Source organism: Geodermatophilus maliterrae, from assembly GCF_041018925.1.
GTDB classification, from domain to species: Bacteria; Actinomycetota; Actinomycetes; order Mycobacteriales; family Geodermatophilaceae; genus Geodermatophilus; species Geodermatophilus maliterrae.
In genome coordinates this window covers 1-16,447 of sequence record NZ_JBFNXQ010000110.1, presented here as the reverse complement: position 1 = coordinate 16,447, position 16,447 = coordinate 1, and the positions used below count along the sequence as shown (strand labels likewise).

At 76.8% G+C, this 16,447-nt stretch carries 15 protein-coding genes; 8 read left to right on the top strand and 7 right to left on the bottom strand.

The genetic code is table 11. The features are described 5' to 3' along the window. Positions 1-209 (bottom strand): hypothetical protein (locus ABQ292_RS22760; protein ID WP_369209994.1); only part of this gene is annotated, 209 nt, incomplete at its 3' end. 116 nt (positions 210-325) lie between these two features. Here ABQ292_RS22760 and ABQ292_RS22755 point away from each other — a divergent pair. The 3 genes from ABQ292_RS22755 to ABQ292_RS22745 all read left to right on the top strand — a co-directional run bounded on the left by ABQ292_RS22755 (position 326) and on the right by ABQ292_RS22745 (position 2,876). Then, positions 326-1,042, top strand: a complete 717-nt coding sequence (locus ABQ292_RS22755; RefSeq protein ID WP_369209993.1) for a DUF1206 domain-containing protein — start codon at positions 326-328, stop codon at positions 1,040-1,042. 80 nt (positions 1,043-1,122) lie between these two features. Beyond that, positions 1,123-1,962 (top strand): DUF1206 domain-containing protein, encoded by an 840-nt coding sequence (locus ABQ292_RS22750; protein WP_369209992.1) that lies wholly within the window; start codon positions 1,123-1,125, stop codon positions 1,960-1,962. A 65-nt stretch (positions 1,963-2,027) separates the two neighbouring features. Further along, positions 2,028-2,876 (top strand): DUF1206 domain-containing protein, encoded by an 849-nt coding sequence (locus tag ABQ292_RS22745; RefSeq protein WP_369209991.1) that lies wholly within the window; start codon positions 2,028-2,030, stop codon positions 2,874-2,876. A 56-nt stretch (positions 2,877-2,932) separates the two neighbouring features. Here ABQ292_RS22745 and ABQ292_RS22740 read toward each other — a convergent pair whose 3' ends face one another. From ABQ292_RS22740 to ABQ292_RS22730, 3 genes are all read right to left on the bottom strand, one after another. Beyond that, positions 2,933-3,694, bottom strand: a complete 762-nt coding sequence (locus tag ABQ292_RS22740; RefSeq protein WP_369209990.1) for an SDR family oxidoreductase — start codon at positions 3,692-3,694, stop codon at positions 2,933-2,935. Positions 3,695-3,792: 98 nt separating this feature from the next. After that, positions 3,793-5,004: an acetyl-CoA C-acetyltransferase gene (locus ABQ292_RS22735; protein WP_369209989.1), complete on the bottom strand. Its 1,212-nt coding sequence runs from the start codon at positions 5,002-5,004 to the stop codon at positions 3,793-3,795. A gap of 106 nt (positions 5,005-5,110) precedes the next feature. Then, positions 5,111-5,476 carry an STAS domain-containing protein gene (locus ABQ292_RS22730; RefSeq protein ID WP_369209988.1) on the bottom strand — a complete coding sequence of 122 codons (366 nt, stop codon included), beginning with the start codon at positions 5,474-5,476 and terminating at the stop codon, positions 5,111-5,113. Positions 5,477-5,723: 247 nt separating this feature from the next. Here ABQ292_RS22730 and ABQ292_RS22725 point away from each other — a divergent pair, with 247 nt between their 5' ends. Both ABQ292_RS22725 and ABQ292_RS22720 read left to right on the top strand, forming a co-directional pair. Next, positions 5,724-6,050, top strand: coding sequence for a hypothetical protein (locus ABQ292_RS22725; RefSeq protein ID WP_369209987.1), 327 nt, complete (start codon positions 5,724-5,726; stop codon positions 6,048-6,050). Between the two features lie 206 nt (positions 6,051-6,256). Then, positions 6,257-6,631, top strand: a complete 375-nt coding sequence (locus tag ABQ292_RS22720) for a hypothetical protein (RefSeq protein WP_369209986.1) — start codon at positions 6,257-6,259, stop codon at positions 6,629-6,631. A 17-nt stretch (positions 6,632-6,648) separates the two neighbouring features. On the opposite strand, the gene ABQ292_RS22715 is transcribed toward ABQ292_RS22720, so the two are convergent. Beyond that, positions 6,649-9,729 carry a thioesterase domain-containing protein gene (locus ABQ292_RS22715; protein WP_369209985.1) on the bottom strand — a complete coding sequence of 1,027 codons (3,081 nt, stop codon included), beginning with the start codon at positions 9,727-9,729 and terminating at the stop codon, positions 6,649-6,651. Positions 9,730-9,803: 74 nt separating this feature from the next. Between ABQ292_RS22715 and ABQ292_RS22710 the strand changes: the two genes are divergently transcribed. Further along, positions 9,804-11,342 (top strand): aldehyde dehydrogenase family protein, encoded by a 1,539-nt coding sequence (locus ABQ292_RS22710; RefSeq protein ID WP_369209984.1) that lies wholly within the window; start codon positions 9,804-9,806, stop codon positions 11,340-11,342. Positions 11,343-11,417: 75 nt separating this feature from the next. Here the strand turns inward: ABQ292_RS22710 and ABQ292_RS22705 are convergent, their stop codons facing one another. After that, positions 11,418-12,302 (bottom strand): hypothetical protein, encoded by an 885-nt coding sequence (locus ABQ292_RS22705; protein WP_369209983.1) that lies wholly within the window; start codon positions 12,300-12,302, stop codon positions 11,418-11,420. 111 nt (positions 12,303-12,413) lie between these two features. Beyond that, positions 12,414-13,736, bottom strand: coding sequence for an MFS transporter (locus tag ABQ292_RS22700; protein WP_369209982.1), 1,323 nt, complete (start codon positions 13,734-13,736; stop codon positions 12,414-12,416). 73 nt (positions 13,737-13,809) lie between these two features. On the opposite strand from ABQ292_RS22700, the gene ABQ292_RS22695 reads away from it, so the two are divergent. Further along, positions 13,810-14,802, top strand: coding sequence for a GlxA family transcriptional regulator (locus tag ABQ292_RS22695; RefSeq protein ID WP_369209981.1), 993 nt, complete (start codon positions 13,810-13,812; stop codon positions 14,800-14,802). Positions 14,803-15,083: 281 nt separating this feature from the next. Continuing rightward, the coding region (locus tag ABQ292_RS22690) for a DEAD/DEAH box helicase (protein ID WP_369209980.1) at positions 15,084-16,447 on the top strand (1,364 nt) is incomplete at its 3' end.

Genomic DNA, 16,447 nt, shown 5'->3' with positions numbered 1-16,447 from the left:
GCGAGCAGGCCGAGGGCACCGAGCAGCAGCCGGGCGCCGAGGTCACCGGTCACGACGGCGACCACCGCGAGGACGACGAGCAGGACGCCGAGCAGCGCCCGGACCGGCCACGCCCGCCGCGCCGTCTCCTGCGCGCTGCGCGAGCCGGCCGTCGTCCGTCGTGCCGTTCGTGCCGTCGTCCCGTCCACCACGTGCCCAGTGTCCCGCACGCCCGCCACCCGCCCCGCGCCGCACCCGGCGGGGCGGCCGTGCGCGTGCGACGCTCCCGTTCCGCGCCGTGCGGCGCACGGGGGGAGCGGGACGGCGTGGGGACGACGGGACACCGGTGACCCAGCGGGCCGCCCGCAGCCCGGTACTGCGGCACACGGCCCGGGCCGGCCTGCTCGGCTACGCGCTCATCCACCTGCTGGTCGCCTGGGTGGCGCTGCAGCTGGCGTGGGGACCGGGCCGCGCGCGCACCGCGGGTCGCTCCGCCGACCCCGCCGGGGCGCTGGACGTGCTGGCCGGGTCCCCGTTCGGTGACGGCCTGCTGTGGGTCCTCGCCGCGGCGCTGGCCGGCCTGTGCGCCTGGCAGGCGGTCGAGGTGCTGCGCCACCACCGCCGGGTCCCCGGTCCCGGCCCCGAACGGCGCCAGGCGCTGGTGCAGGTGGTCAAGACCGTGGGCACCGCGGTCGTCCACGGCTTCCTCGCCGTCTGCGCGGCCCGGGCGGCGCTGGGCCTCCGGGCCGGGCGCGAGGAGGAGCGGGAGACCGTGCGCGGCGTCCTGTCCTGGCCCGGCGGGCAGCTGCTCGTGGTCGCCGTCGCCCTGGTCGTGGTGGGGATCGGCGCCCACCACGTGCGCAAGGGCTGGCGGTCGGACTCCCTCGGCGAGATCGACCTGTCCTCGGTGTCCCCGGCGCTGCGCACGGTCACCGCGCGGCTCGGGCATGCCGGTTTCGTCCTCAAGGGCGTGGCGCCGGTGCTCGTGGGGAGCGTGGTCGGCTGCTCGGCGGCCACCTTCTCGGTGTACCTGCTGGCACGGGCGCGGCACCCCGTCGGCTGACCGCGCCGCACGACCCGGCGGACAGGAGCCGGTTGTGCCACGCTGATCCGTCACACGGGAACGCCGAGAGGAGACCGACCATGGGCGGGCAGCACACGACGACGGGTGCCGCCGGCCGGGCGGGGAACAGCGACGCCCTGGAGCACCTGGCGCGGGTGGGGCTGATCGCCTACGGCATGGTGCACGTGCTCGTGGCCTGGCTGGCGCTGCAGCTCGCCTGGAGCGGCGGCGGGCAGTCGGCCGACCAGTCGGGCGCGCTGGCCACGCTGGCCGCCTCACCGGTGGGCAAGCCGCTGCTGTGGGTCCTGGCCATCGGCCTCGTCGCGCTGGCGCTCTGGCAGGCCGCCGAGGTGCTGCGCTGGCGGTCGGGCTGGTCGGCGTCCGGCGACGTCCGGAAGCGGGCCGTCACCAAGACGGTGAAGGCGGTGGCCAAGACCGTCGTCTACGCGGCGCTGGCGGTCCTGGCGTTCCGCTTCGCCGCCGGCGGCGGGCAGTCCAGTTCCGGTCAGCAGCAGCAGGCCACGGCCGGTGTCTTCGGCTGGCCCGGCGGGCGCTGGCTCATCGGACTGGCGGGCCTCGTCGTCATCGGGATCTGCGTCCACCACGTCGCCAAGGGCGTGAAGAAGAGCTTCCTCGAGGAGATCGACCTGGCCGCGGCTCCCCCGGGCGCCGAGCGCGTGGTCACCCGGCTCGGCCAGGTCGGCTACCCGGCCAAGGGCATCTCGCTCGGCGTCGTCGGGGCGCTGCTCGTGTACGCGGCGGTGACCTTCGACCCCGCGCAGTCCTCGGGACTCGACGGGGCGCTGCGGACCATCCTCGACGCACCGTTCGGCCGTGTCCTGCTCACGCTCGTCGCGCTGGGCATCGCCGCCTTCGGCGCGTTCTGCTTCGTCCGGGCGCGCTACCCCGAGCGCACCTGATGGAGGACCCCCTCCTCCCCACCCCTCGCACGCTCGGGGCGGGCCCCGGGAGGGGGCCACGGGCCGTGCTGGACCGGGTGCACCGGGCGGTGGAAGCCGCCCGGGAGGTCACCGACCACCCGGTGCTGGCCGCCGCGGCGCGCGTCGGGCTGGTGGCCTACGGCGTCGTCCACCTGCTCATCGGCTGGCTGACCTGGCAGGTGGCCCGCGGCGCGGGGAGCACCGACGCCGACCAGACCGGCGCGCTGCAGACGGTGGCCGCCACCCCCGGCGGGTCGGTGCTGCTGTGGGCCATCGGCCTGGGCCTGCTGGCGCTGGCGATGTGGCAGGGGGGCGAGGTGCTGCTGTGGTGGCTCGGGCTGCTCGACCGCGAACACCGGACCCGGACGGCGGTCGTCTGCGCCAAGTGCCTGGCCAAGGCGGCCGTCTACGCCGTCCTCGCGGTCACCGCGCTGCTGTTCGCCGTGGGCGCCGAGTACGAGGCCGACGAGCGGCTGCGCGAGCTGACCGGCGAGACCCTCGAGGTGCCGGGTGGCGCGGTCGCGGTGGCGGCCGGCGCGGTCGGCGTCGTCGCGCTCGGTGCCTACTCGCTGCTGCGTGGGGTCACCGGCGGCTTCATGCGCGACATCGACCTGCCCGCCGCGCCCGACCGCTGGGAGCCGGTCATCGAGGTGATCGGGCGGGTCGGCTACGCGGCCAAGGGCGTGGCGTTCGGCGTCGTCGGCGTCCTGCTGTTCCGCGCGGCGACGACGGCCGACGTCAGCACCGCCACGGGCCTGGACGGCGCGATGACCGCCATCGGGCGCACCGGCGCCGGCCCGGTCCTGCTCACCGTCGTCGCGGCGGGGTTCGCCGCGTTCGGCGTCTACGCGCTGGCCCGCGCCCGCTACCCCGACCGCGACCCGTCGTCCTGAGCGGCCCCTGCAGGGTCCCGCCGCGAGCGTGCGAGCGCTGGGGGCAGGAGGGTCCGTCAGGTGCGGGGGCCGCCGGCCACGTAGACGACCTGGCCGGAGACGAAGCCGGCGCCCTCGCTGACGAAGAAGGACACCGTGTGCGCGATGTCCTCGGGCACCCCGGCCCGGGCCACCGGGATGGCCGCGGCGCGCTCGGCCACGTACTCCTGCCAGTCGCGACCGATCCGCTCGGCGGTCGCCTTGGTCATCTCCGTCTGGATGAAGCCGGGGGCGACGGCGTTGGCGGTGACGCCGAACTTGCCCAGCTCGACGGCCAGGGTCTTGGTGAAGCCCTGCAGACCGGCCTTGGCGGTGGCGTAGTTGGCCTGGCCGCGGTTGCCCAGCGCCGAGGTGCTCGACAGGTTGACCACGCGGCCCCACGTGGCGTCGACCATGTACTTCTGGCAGGCGCGGGTCATGAGGAACGAGCCGCGCAGGTGGACGTGCATGACCAGGTCCCAGTCGGCGTCGGTCATCTTGAACAGCATGTTGTCGCGGGTGACGCCCGCGTTGTTCACCAGCACGACCGGTGGGCCGAGCTCGGCGGCGACCCGGTCGACGGCGGCCTGCACCTGCTCGGCGTCGCCGACGTCGGCCCCCACGCCCAGCGCACGCCCTCCGGCGGCCTGGATGGCCTGCACCGTGCCGGCGGTGGAGGACTCGTCGAGGTCGATCACCGCGACGGCGAGACCGTCGGCGGCCAGGCGCAGCGCGGTGGCCGCGCCGATGCCGCGGGCGGCGCCGGTGACGATCGCGACGCGGGCGGGGGTCTCGCTCATGGGCGTACTCCTCGGGCTCGGGGGCTGCCGGCCGATCATGCCGGGCAGCCCCCGTCCCCGCCGGGCGTGCGAGGTGCGAGGGGAAGGGTGACCCTCGTTCAGACCCGCTCGAACAGCGCGGCCAGGCCCTGCCCGCCGCCGATGCACATGGTCTCCAGGCCGTAGCGGGCCTCGCGGCGGGCCATCTCCCGGGTGAGCGTGGCGAGGATGCGCCCGCCGGTGGCACCGACCGGGTGGCCGAGGGAGATGCCCGAGCCGTTGACGTTCACCCGGTCGAAGTCGGTGGACCCGAAGCCCCACTCGCGGGTCACCGCCAGCACCTGGCTGGCGAAGGCCTCGTTGAGCTCGATCAGGTCGACGTCGGCGAGCTTGACGTCGGCCAGCTGCAGCGCCTTGGCGGTGGCCGGCACCGGCCCGATGCCCATGGTCTTCGGAGGCACGCCGGCCACGGCCCAGGAGACCAGCCGCACCAGCGGGCGCAGGCCGAGCTCGGCGGCCCTCTCCGGCGAGGTGACCACGCAGACCGCGGCGCCGTCGTTCTGGCCGCTGGCGTTGCCGGCGGTCACGGTGGCCTCGGGGTCGTCCCTGCCCATGATCGGGCGGAGCCTGGCGAGGGTCTCGACGCTGGAGTCGGGGCGGATGTGCTCGTCGCGGTCGACGACGGTGTCACCCTTGCGTCCCGTGATCGTCACCGGGACGATCTCGTCGGCGAAGCGGCCCTCCGCGGTGGCCGCGGCGGCGCGCTGGTGGCTGCGGACGGCGTACTCGTCCTGCTCCTCGCGGCCGATCGAGTACTCGCGGCGGAGGTTCTCGGCGGTCTCGAGCATCCCGCCGGGCACCGGGTGGTGCTGCCCGCCGGCGGTGACGCGGCCGCGGGCCAGGCCGTCGGCCAGCAGGACGCCGGGGCCGGCCTTGACGCCCCAGCGCATGGCGTGGGAGTAGAACGGCGCGTTGCTCATGGACTCCGCGCCACCGGCGAGGACCACCTCGGCGGCGCCGGTCTGCACCTGCATCGCGGCGTAGAGCACGGCCTGCAGGCCCGAGCCGCAGCGGCGGTCGACCTGGATGCCCGAGGCGGTGACCGGCAGGCCGGCGTCGAGGGCGGCGACCCGGCCGATCGCCGGTGCCTCCATCGTGGGGTAGCAGTGGCCGAGGACGACGTCGTCGACCGACTCCGGCGGCAGGCCGGTGCGCTCCATCAGCGCACGGACGACGGTGCTGGCCAGGTCCTGCACGGGCACGTCCCGCAACGAGCCCCCGAAGCCCCCGACCGGGGTCCGCAGCGGCTCACAGATGACCGCGTCACGCACGGCGTCCTCCTCCTCGACTCGGCCGGCACCGTCTCGTTCCGGCGCCGCCGAGTGTGCTCCCCCCGACCGGCGTCCGCGCAGCCGGATCGGGGAGGGAGGTCCTTCCTCAGGCGGCGCCGGCGCCGGGCTCGACCTGCTCGACGCCGAGGAGGTCCCACAGGCCGGTGACCTGCAGTGCCCGGGCCACGGCGCGGGTCCCGACCAGCACCCGCAGCCGGGTCCCCTGGCCCACGGCGGTCCGGTGCGCGATGGCCAGGGTCGACAGGCCGGCCGAGTCCAGGAAGGTGACCGCCTCGAGGTCCACCGTGATCCCCCGCGGCTCCTCCGCGAAGGCCGCGTCGAGGGCACGGCGCAGCAGCGGGGCGGTGGAGCAGTCGACCTCACCGGCCAGGACCAGGCGTGCGACGCCGTCGACGCTCGTGCTGTCGACGGTCAGCAGTTCGTCGGTGGGGCTCGGGGAGATGGCGGTCACGGTGCGCTCCTCGCGGAGAGCGGGCCCGTACGGAGAGGGCGGCGAGGAGCCGCACCACGGCGCGGAGTCCGGCGCTGGCATGCACGGCTGATGGTTGAACCGCACACCGGACGGTAGGCGCGGGGCCGTGGGGGCGCAAGGGTCCCGATCGGTCTCACATCTGGTGTCCAGCCTCGGTACACCCGCCGCTCAGCAGCACTGACGGGCCTGCCACCGGCCGGTGGCAGGCCCGGGGATACTGGTCGGCGTGAGCAAGTGGCGGCTGGTGCTGGCGGTCCTGATCTGGGCGACGGTCTCCGTCTTCGCGTTCGTCGCCGTGGGCAACGTCATCGTGGCCGGCGGCATGGTCGTCTTCGGCTTCGTGCTGCTCCTCGTCCTGGCCATGGCCGGCGACTGGGAGAGGCACCCCGACTACGAGGCGCGGGAGCTCGCCCGCGCCCGCCGGCGCGCGGTCAAGCGCCAGCGCACCGCCGGCGCCCGCGCCCGCGACCGGGAGCGCTGGGAGGCCCACCAGGCCAAGCAGGCGGAGAAGGCCGCCCGCACCCGGACGCCGGGGGACGACGGCCGGGGCTGACCCGGAAAAGCGGTCGACCGGCCGGGGACCGCCGTCCTACGGTTCCCCCATGCGCTCCTGAGCCCCTCACGACGACGCCTGCGTCCCCGCCGGGACGCCTGCGGGTCGAGCCCCGGCTCCCCGCTCCTCCGCCCCGTCCACCGGGCGCGCCCCTCCCTGGCTGCCGGCCGCCCGCGGCCGGTCCGACCTCCCTCCAGGAGGCCCCCGTGTCACGTCCCGTCCGTCCCCTCGGTGCCGCGGCGACCGCCGCCCGCGCCGCGCTCCCCCCGTCCGAGGCCGACGCCTTCGACCGGCTCGCCTCCGCCGTCCTCGCCTCCCCGGGCGCCCCGCTCGGGGCGGTGCTGCGGGCACAGCTGCCCGGGCCCACCGGCGTCCGCTGGTTGCGGACCGCCGGCCTGCCGCCCACCGCCCGGGCGTCGGCCCTCACCACCGAGCACTGGCTGTCGCTGTACGGGTGCTGGCAGAAGGACCCCTCTGCCCCCCACCGCTCGCACGCCCGCGGCGGGACCCTGCAGAGGGGCCGACGGCCTTCGGCGCACGGGCACGCACCCGGTGCCCTGGCCGCCCCCCGCTGGCAGTAGGAGGACGGGGGCCTTCCTCAGCCGACCGCGTCCTCCGCGGCGAGGTCGGCAGCCCGGTCGGGCTCGGCGAACGCCTCCGCCAGCGCCTGCCGCAGCGGCCAGGCCCCGGCCCGCCAGGCCAGTGCCCGGCCGAGGGCGCCCGGGGTGCCGTCCACGTGGTCGACGTCGACGTCCGGCCACCAGGGAACCGGCCGGCCGTCGACGAGCAGCGGCTCGTGGACGGCGACCCCGCCGGTCAGCTCCGCGACCCCGAGCCGGGCGGCGGCCAGCCCGGCCCCGGGCACGGCCGACCACGGCTGCCGCCGCGCCGGGGTGCTGGTCACGGTGCCCCGCACGCGCTCGCTGGCCAGGGGCAGGTCGAGCAGGTCGGCGACCGGTCCGGGCGCGCCGCCCGCGGGCACCAGGAGCGCGTCGACCAGCGGCTGCAGCCACGGGGCGTCGAGCACCAGCACCGGCTCGCGACCCGGGTCGGCCACCCGGTCGGGAGCCACCCGGACCCGCGCCGGCGGCTCGACGTCGACGTCGTCGAGGGCGACCGCCAGCCGGGCGTACACGGTGCGCAGCACCGGCGGCGGCACCGTGCGGGCGGGGTCGCCGAGCCGGTCGAGCAGATCCAGCGCGCCGTCGACGTCGGCCAGCACGTCGGCCACCGTGGCGGGGACGCGCAGCCGCTCGAGCACCTCCGGCGGCCCCTGCGCCTCGTCGTGGAGTCCCTGCAGCTCCCGGCTGCCGGGGGCGCGCAGCCGGTCGGGGCGCTGCCCGCCGAGGACCGGGTGCGTGGTCAGCCACCACCGCAGGTAGCCGGGCACCGCGACGCCGTCGAGGACGACGTCGGCCCACGCCTCCTCCCCGGCCGCGGCCAGCAGGGGCAGCGCGCCGGCCCAGTCGGCGACCAGCTCGAGGTCCCGGACGGCGGTCAGCGGCGGCCACGGGGGCGGCGGCGTCCCGGCCGGCAGCCGGTCGAGGACGGCGTCGGCCCACTCGTCCGCGGCGTCGACGTCCAGGTCGTCGGGGTCCTCCGCCCGGACCAGGGCGAACGTGGCCAGGACGCCGGCCGCCTGCAGTGCCGCGGGGTCGGCCGTGGCGGCGAAGTCCGCGTCCAGCGTGCCGAGCGCGCCGTCGCCGAGCACCGCGGCCAGCGGCGTGCCCGGCAGGAGCAGCTCCCCCGCCGGCGCCCACGCGCCCCCGCCGTCGGGCAGCGCGAGCTCGGCCAGCCACGGCAGCTCACCGGGTGCGGTCCCCGCCGCGGTCACCAGGGCGAGCACCGCGGCGGCCAGGTCGGCCGGGTCGCCGTCGGCCCAGCCCTCCTCGACGGCGTCCACCGACTCCTCCACCGCCGCCCGCACCGCGGGGTCGGCGAGCACCGCGGCCGCGGTGGCCGGGCGGGCGCCGAGGCGCTCGAGCAGCCGCCGGGCCCCGGGCGGCGCGACCGCCTCCGGGTGGGCGACCCGCAGGGACAGCGGCCCGAGCCGCTCCACCGGCAGGTCGTCGGCCGGGAGCAGCACCCCGGCCGGGCCGGGCGCCGTGCGGCCGTCGGCCAGCGGCACGGGCAGGGCGCCGAGCTCCCCGCGGTCGGCGCCGTCGAGGGCGGCGTAGAGCCGGGCCCACCACGCCGGTGGCCGGGCCACCCCGCCGACGGCCTCCACGACCTCGGCGAGTCCGACCCGCCGCACACCGAGGGCGGCCAGGGCGGGCGCACCGTCCCGCCGGGACCAGCCGGCCGGCAGCAACCCCGGCACCGCACCGGCCAGGACGGCGACCCGCTCGTCGGGTGCGTCGTCGAGGACGGCGGCGCGGTCGGGGGTCAGCCGGGTCCCCCCGGCCTCGGGATCGGCCGCCGGCAGCCAGGGCATCGTCCGCAGCCGGTCGAGCGCGGCGCTGCCGAGGGCGGCGTCGAGCTCGGCGGCGGCCAGGCCGATCCGCGGCACGAGGCCGAGCACCGCGGGGTCGGGCGGCAGCGCGGCGAGCAGGTCGGCGTAGGCCTCCGCCGCGACGGCGACCAGCGCGTCGGTGACCGGTCCCGGCGCCACGTGCCGGCGGTCGGGGCCGAGCGGGAAGGGTGCGATCAGACGCACCGGCAGCGACAGCGGCTCGTCGCTCGGCGTCGGCGCGTGCACCACCTGGCCCACCGGCAGGGGCAGCGGCCGGCCGTCGTCGTCGAGCGGCACCGCCCAGGTGACGGCGTACCCGCGACGGGCGCGCTCCTCGACCGGGCGGTCGGCGAGCAGCTCCTCGGGCAGCTCGCCGGCGCGCTCCTCCACCCGCCAGGTCGTCGTCCGGTCGCCGTCGCGGAGCCGGGCCAGCGGGCGGGTGCGCGTGCAGGACAGGCTCCGCACCGCGCCGTCGACCACGACCTCGACCTCCGCGAGACCCGGCAGCGCGAGCAGCAGCTCGGCCTCGAGCTCCTCCAGCGCCGCGCGGACGGCGGACCGCGAGCCGGGGCGCAGGGGCAGGACGACCTCGGTGGCGAAGCCCTCGGGCGGCGCCCCCTCGGCCGGCCACGGCAGCCGCAGCACCGGGACGACGCCCTCGCGGCGGGTCAGCTCGTCGGCGAGCGCGGGCACGTCGGCGATCTCGGCACGGGTGCGCGCGGCGCTGAAGCGCACGCCGCCGCCCGTCGAGTGCACGGCCGGCTCGTCGCTGACGGCGAGCACCGCGGCGAAGCCCACCCCGAAGCGGCCGACCGTCTCGAGCCGCGGACCACCGGAGACCGCGGAGCGGCCGACCGTCTGCACCGGTGACCCGCCCGGACCCGCGGCCCGGCCGGCGGTGGCGGGCTCGTCGCGCTTGGCCGAGGCCCGCAGGCTGGCCAGGCCGCTCACCCCGTCGGCGTCCAGTGGTGCCCCGGTGTTGGCCGCGTGCAGCACCTCTCCCCCGCCCCCGACGTCGGCCAGCTCCAGCCGCAGCCGGCCCGGCACGCCGGCGCGGACCGCGGCGTCGGCGGCGTTCTGGGCGAGCTCGACCAGCAGCCGGTCGCGGTAGCCGCCGCGGACCAGGTCCTCCTCGGCGTTGGCGTCCTCGCGGAACCGTGCCGGGGAGTCGCTCCAGGCCGCGAGCACCCGCCGGCGCAGGCCCGCGGTGTCGAAGGGGTCCACCACGAGGTCAGCATGGCAGCGCGCGGCTCCCCCGAACGGGTCCAGGACCGGAGCTACGCGCCGGTAACCTGCGCCACATGTCGCGCGCGGAGCAGCTGGACACGGTCACCGACACCACCGCCGGCACGGTGGAGCGGCACGCCACCACCGGGACCTTCGAGTCGACGGACCCGGCCACCGGCGCCGTCGTCGGCGTCTTCCCGGTGCACGACGCGCAGGCCGTGCAGGAGACCGTCGAGCGGGCCCGGCCGGCCGCGCGGCTGTGGGCCGACCTCGGCTTCGACGGCCGCCGGCAGCGACTGGCCGCCTACCGCGGCCACCTGGCCCGGCGGATGCACGAGCTGGCCGACCTGGTGCACCGCGAGAACGGCAAGCCGCGCGCCGACGCGATCCTCGAGATCACCCTGACCATCGACCACCTCACCTGGGCCGGCGCGCACGCCCGCCGGACGCTGGGCCGGCGACGGGTGCGCGCCGGGATGCTGGCGGCCGACCACGCCGCGTACCTGGAGTACCAGCCGCTCGGCGTCGTCGGCGTCATCGGCCCGTGGAACTACCCGGTGTTCACGCCGATGGGCTCGATCGCCTACGCGCTGGCCGCCGGCAACGCCGTCGTCTTCAAGCCCTCGGAGCACACGCCCGCCGTCGGCGCCTGGCTCGCCGCCGCCTGGCGGGCCGCCGTCCCCGACGTCGCCGACGCCTTCCAGGTGGTCACCGGCAACGGCTCGACCGGCGCGGCGCTGTGCCGGGCCGGCGTCGGCAAGCTCGCCTTCACCGGGTCGGCGCCGACCGGCCGCCGGGTCATGGCCGCCTGCGCGGAGACCCTCACGCCGGTGCTCATGGAGCTCGGCGGCAAGGACGCGATGATCGTCGACGACGACGCCGACGTGGCCGCCGCGGCCGACGCCGCCGTCTGGGGCGCGATGAGCAATGCCGGGCAGACCTGCATCGGCATCGAGCGGGTCTACGCGACCGCCCCCGTCTACGACCGGTTCGTCGCCGAGGTGACCGAGCGGGTGCGCGGTCTGCGCCCCAGCTCGGACGACGAGGCCGCCTACGGCCCGATGACGATGGCCGCGCAGGCCGACGTCGTCCGCCGGCACGTCGACGATGCGACCGCCTCCGGCGGGCGGGCGGCGACCGGGGGCACCGTGGACGGCGTCCTGGTCGCCCCGACCGTGCTGCTCGACGTGCCCGAGGAGTCGGCCGCGGTGCAGGAGGAGACCTTCGGCCCGACGCTGACCATCACGCGGGTCCGCGACGCCGAGGAGGCACTGGAGCGGACCAACGCGACGTCCTACGGGCTGGCCGGGGCGGTGTTCTCCCGGTCCCGGGTGAAGGCCATGGACCTCGCCCGCCGCATGCGCAGCGGCATGACGTCGGTGAACTCGGTGCTGACCTTCGCCTCGGTGCCGGCGCTGCCCTTCGGCGGGGTGGGCGAGAGCGGCTTCGGCCGGATCCACGGCGAGGACGGGCTCAAGGAGTTCACCCGCGCCAAGGCGATCACCCGCCGGCGTTTCCGGCTGCCGGTGGACCTGACGAGCTTCAGCCGGCCACCGGCGGCCGTCGACGCGCTGGCGCGGGTCGTGGGCGTGGTGCACGGGCGGCACCGGTGACCGCTGCGGAGTACGACGACGTCGTCGGGGCGGGCTCGCCCGTCCCAGAGGTGCCTTTGTAGCGCTATTGGCACCTCAAGCCTTGGCGAGTGCGGAGCGGATGCGCGCGAGGAGCGCCTCGAGATCGCGCATGTCGGCGGCGCTCACCCGGATCACCCGCCAGCCGGCCATCCGGAGCCGCTCGAGGCGCTCGTCGTCCTGGGCGATCTGGTCGCCGACGAAGTGGTGCGCCCCCTCGTACTCGATCGCCAGGCGCACGTCCGGGAAGGCCAGGTCGACGCGGGCGACGAACCGACCGCGTTCGAGGACCTCGAACTGCGGCACCGGCTGGAGGCCTGCGAGGACGAGGACGACCCTCAACCGGGACTCAGGAGCCGACTCCGCGCGCGGCTCCACCAGCGGCACAGCTCGCCGGACCCGGCTGACGCCCCACCGGCCGGCACCGTGGTCGGCCATCGCGACGAGGTCGGCCACCGAGACCTCCTCCGCCCGCACCATCGCGTCGAGCGCTGCCACCGCCGTCGTCAGCGGTTCGAGCGCCATGACGTCCCACGCCGTCCGGAGCGGTGTGGTGATCGGGAGGTCGTCGACCGGGATGACGTCCCCCGGCTGTAGGACCGTGTGGTGGACTCTGACCTCCCGCGGTCCCCGCCAGCGGACCTCCTCCGGACAGACCACCGTCACGGCGTCCGTGGGACCGGCGAACGGGGCTCCGTACCAGGCGGCCGCGGACTGGCCCCCGATGGCGGCGCCGGCCGGGAGGAGCAGCGCGACACCACGGCAGCGCAACCGATGGTCGAAGGGGAGACCCGGGTCGGCGTAGACCCCCTGCGTCAGCCGCCGGTAGCTCCGCTTGCGCAACTGCCCTCGAGTGAGGAAGCCCTCCGCGACAGCGGCACTGCCGACGAAGACGCCCGGCATGAGACGACGTACAGCGGTCACCGCGGCAGCCTGTCCCACGAGGACGCTCCCGACCGGCGTCGTCCACAGGCCAGGTGCCAATGGCGCTACAAAGGCACCTCCGTGGGCGGCGCCGAGTGCCGATAGCGCTACAAAGGCACCCCAGGAGGGTCAGCCGTGGGTGGTGGCGGCGGAGGCGGTCGTCGGCTCGGTGGGGACGGCGGGCGGCGCGGCCGGGGCCGGGCGGCGGCGGATCGAGATCGACAGCGCCGCGGCGAGCAGGCACAGCGCGCCGGCGCCGAACCAGGCCAGGTCGTAGGAGCCGGTGACGTCGCGGACGACGCCGCCGCCGAACGCGGCCACCGCCGACCCCACCTGGTGGGAGGCGAACACCCAGCCGAAGACGACGGGCGCCCGCGCGCCGAAGTGCTCCCGGCACAGCGCCAGGGTCGGCGGCACGGTGGCCACCCAGTCCAGGCCGTAGAAGACGATGAACGCGATCATGCTGACGTGCAGGTCCGGCCCGAAGAGGGGCGGCAGCAGGAACAGCGACAGGCCGCGCAGCGCGTAGTAGGCCAGCAGCAGCACCCGCGGGTCGGTGCGGTCGGTGAGCCAGCCCGACAGCACGGTGCCGGCGATGTCGAAGACGCCGACCACCGCGAGCAGCGTCGCCGCCGTGGTCACCGGCATGCCGTGGTCGTGCGCGGCCGGGATGAAGTGCGGCTGGACCAGGCCGTTGGTCGACGCGCCGCAGATGAAGAACCCGGCCGCGAGCAGCCAGAACGGGCGGGAGCGGGCGGCGTCGAGCAGCCCGCGGACGGCGGTGCGTGCCGCGCCCGAGCGCACCGGCTCGGCGTCGTCGGCCGCCGTCCCGCCGTAGGGGACGACGCCGAGGTCGCGCGGCCGGTCGCGGAGCAGCCAGGCCACCAGCGGGACGACGGCGAGCGCGGCGGCCGTGGTGCCCAGCGACGCCGCCCGCCAGCCCCCGCTGGTCTCCGCGACCGCGGCCACCACCGGCAGGAACACCAGCTGCCCGGTCGCGCCGCCGGCGGTGAGGATGCCGGAGACCAGGCCGCGCCGGGCGACGAACCAGCGGCCGGTCACCGTGGCCACCAGCGACAGCGCCATCGACCCGGTGCCCAGCCCGACCGCGAACCCCCAGAGCAGCACCAGCTGCCAGCTCGCCGTCATGAAGACGGTCAGGCCGCTGCCGAGCGCGGTCAGCAGCAGCGCGCAGACGACCACCCGCCGGATGCCGAAGCGCTCCATCAGCGCCGCGGCGAACGGCGCGGTCAGCCCGTAGAGCGCCATGTTCACCGCGACGGCGGCCGAGATGGTCGACACCGACCAGCCGAACTCCGCGCGCAGCGGGTCGATGAGCACGCCGGGCACCGCGCGGAACGCCGCGGCGCCGACGAGGGCCAGGAAGGTCACCGCGGCCACCCACCACGCGGGGTGCACGCGGCGGGTCCGGGCGGGCGCGCTGGTCGTCACGACCGGAGAGCATGACCGACCCCCGGCACCCGGCGACAGTGGCCCGACGGCCAACACATGCGAGGATCCGGCCATGAGTCCCGACACCGGCCCGCGCCGCCACGAGGTCGCCGTCCTCGCGCTGCCGGACGTCATCGCCTTCGAGCTCGGCCTGCCGCACCGGCTGCTCGGCGGTGCCGTCGACGCCGACGAGCGCCCGCTCTACCGGGTCCGCGTCGCCACCCTCGACGGCGGCCCGGTGCGCACCTCGGCGGGGTTCAGCGTCCAACCGGAGCACGACGCGACCCTGCTGGAGACGGCGCGCACCGTCGTCGTCCCCGGCGTCCAGGGGGGTCCGGCCATGACCGAGGGCCGGCTGCCGGACGGCCTCGCCGGGCTGCTGCGCGGGGCCGCCGGTCACGCCCGGATGCTGTCCATCTGCACGGGCGCGTTCGTCCTGGCCGCCGCCGGGCTCCTCGACGGCCGGCCGGCGACGACGCACTGGATGCACACGCAGGCCTTCACCCGGCTCTTCCCTCAGGTCCGGCTCGACGCCGACGTCCTCTTCGTCGACGACGGCGACGTCCTCACGAGCGCGGGCAACGCGGCGGGGATCGACCTCCTGCTGCACCTGGTGCGCCGCGACCACGGCAGCGAGGTGGCCAACCGGGTGGCGCGGCGCAACGTCGTCGCACCGTGGCGCGAGGGCGGCCAGGCGCAGTTCGTCGAGCGGCCGCTGCCCGACGCCGGCGAGGCGGGGACGGCGGCGACCCGGGCGTGGGCGGTCGAGCACCTGGCCCGGTCGCTGACGCTGGCCGACCTCGCCGCGCACGCGCGGATGAGCGTGCGCACCTTCACCCGGCGCTTCCGCGAGGAGACGGGCCTGTCGCCGCTGCGCTGGCTGGCCGCGCAGCGCATCGCCCTGGCCCGCCGGCTGCTGGAGTCCACCGACGCCTCGGTCGACCGGGTCGCCGAGGAGGCCGGGTTCGGGACGACGGCGTCGCTGCGCGCCCACCTCCGGGCCGCGCTGGGTGTCGCGCCGGGCGCCTACCGCCGCACCTACCGCGGAGCCGGCCGCACCGCCTGAGGTGCCGACAGCACCCCTGAGACACCCCCGGACGGGTGAGGTGTGACGGGCGACTCCCCGCGTCCACGGCAGGAAGTGCGCCCGCGTCTGGTTGAGTGGGACGTACCGGCGTTGCCCTCGCTCATCCGGAGCGGCAGGACTCGACGTCGGGCTGGAGCAGCGCCACCGAGGCGCGCCCGGCTGTCCGACGTCGCCGACGGCGCGACCCGCCCCTCCCCGGGGCCGGCGTGCGCCCGCGTGCGGTGACCGAGGACGGCGACCCGAGAACGCCCGAGGACCCCATGACCTCCCCGCAGTCCCCCTCCCCCGCCGGCTCCCGGCCGCGCCGCCGTCGCGGCGGCCGCGGCCGCGGCGCCGGTACCGCCACCACCGCCCACGCCCCCGAGCAGCGCCCCACCCCGAGCACGGAGGCGCCGGCCCCCGCCGTCCTCCCCGCCGGCGACGTCGCCACCGTGCTGCCCACCGACACCACGTTCGAGGCGCTCGGCGTGCCCGCCCCGCTGGTCGAGGTGCTCACCGCCAGCGGCATCACCGCGCCGTTCCCCATCCAGGTCGCGACGCTGCCCGACTCGCTGTCCGGCCGTGACGTGCTCGGCCGCGGCCGCACCGGCTCGGGCAAGACGCTGGCCTTCGGCCTGCCGCTGGTCGCCCGGCTCGCCGCGTCCGACAGCCGCCGCCAGCCGAAGCGGCCGCGCGCCCTCGTCCTGGTGCCGACCCGTGAGCTGGCCAACCAGGTGCTGGCCGTCGTCGAGCCGCTGGCGCGGGCCCTCGGCATGAGCGCGACGACGATCTTCGGCGGCGTCGGCCAGAACCCGCAGGTGCAGGCGCTGGCCCGCGGGGTCGACGTCGTCATCGCCTGCCCCGGGCGGCTCGAGGACCTCATCGGCCAGGGGCACTGCGACCTCGGCGCCGTCGAGATCACCATCCTCGACGAGGCCGACCACATGGCCGACCTGGGCTTCCTGCCCGGCGTGAAGCGGATCATGGACCGGACGCCGAAGGTCGGTCAGCGCATGCTGTTCTCGGCCACGCTGGACAACGGCGTCGACGTCCTGGTGAAGCGCTACCTGTCGGAGCCGACCACCCACTCCGTGGACCCGGCCGTCGCCCCGGTGGCGACCATGATCCACCACGTCCTGCACGTGGCCGCGGCCGACAAGGCCGACGTGGTCCGCCAGCTGGCCTCGGGCCTGGGCCGCAGCGTGCTGTTCACCCGCACCAAGCACCAGGCCAAGAAGCTGGCCAAGCAGCTCACCGCCGCCGGCATCCCCGCCGTCGACCTGCACGGCAACCTCAGCCAGAACGCCCGCGAGCGCAACCTCGAGGCGTTCAGCTCCGGTGAGACCCGGGTGCTGTGCGCGACCGACATCGCCGCGCGCGGCATCCACGTCGACGACGTGGCGCTGGTCGTGCACGTCGACCCGCCGACCGAGCACAAGGCCTACCTGCACCGCTCGGGCCGCACCGCCCGCGCCGGCGCCGGCGGCACCGTGGTGACCGTCTCCACGCCGGACCAGAACGGCGAGGTGCGCACGCTGACCCGCCAGGCCGGCATCTCCCCGGTCGTGACGGCGGTGCGACCGGGCGCCGAGCAGATCACCGAGCTCACCGGCCCGGCCGCGCCGTACGTCGAGCCGGCCCCGGC

Coding starts and splice junctions, on each gene's coding strand:
- ABQ292_RS22710 (WP_369209984.1), top strand. CDS start 9,804: ATGTCGCGCGCGGAGCAGCTGGACACGGTCACCGACACCACCGCCGGC.
- ABQ292_RS22695 (WP_369209981.1), top strand. CDS start 13,810: ATGAGTCCCGACACCGGCCCGCGCCGCCACGAGGTCGCCGTCCTCGCG.
- ABQ292_RS22750 (WP_369209992.1), top strand. CDS start 1,123: ATGGGCGGGCAGCACACGACGACGGGTGCCGCCGGCCGGGCGGGGAAC.
- ABQ292_RS22740 (WP_369209990.1), bottom strand. CDS start 3,694: ATGAGCGAGACCCCCGCCCGCGTCGCGATCGTCACCGGCGCCGCCCGC.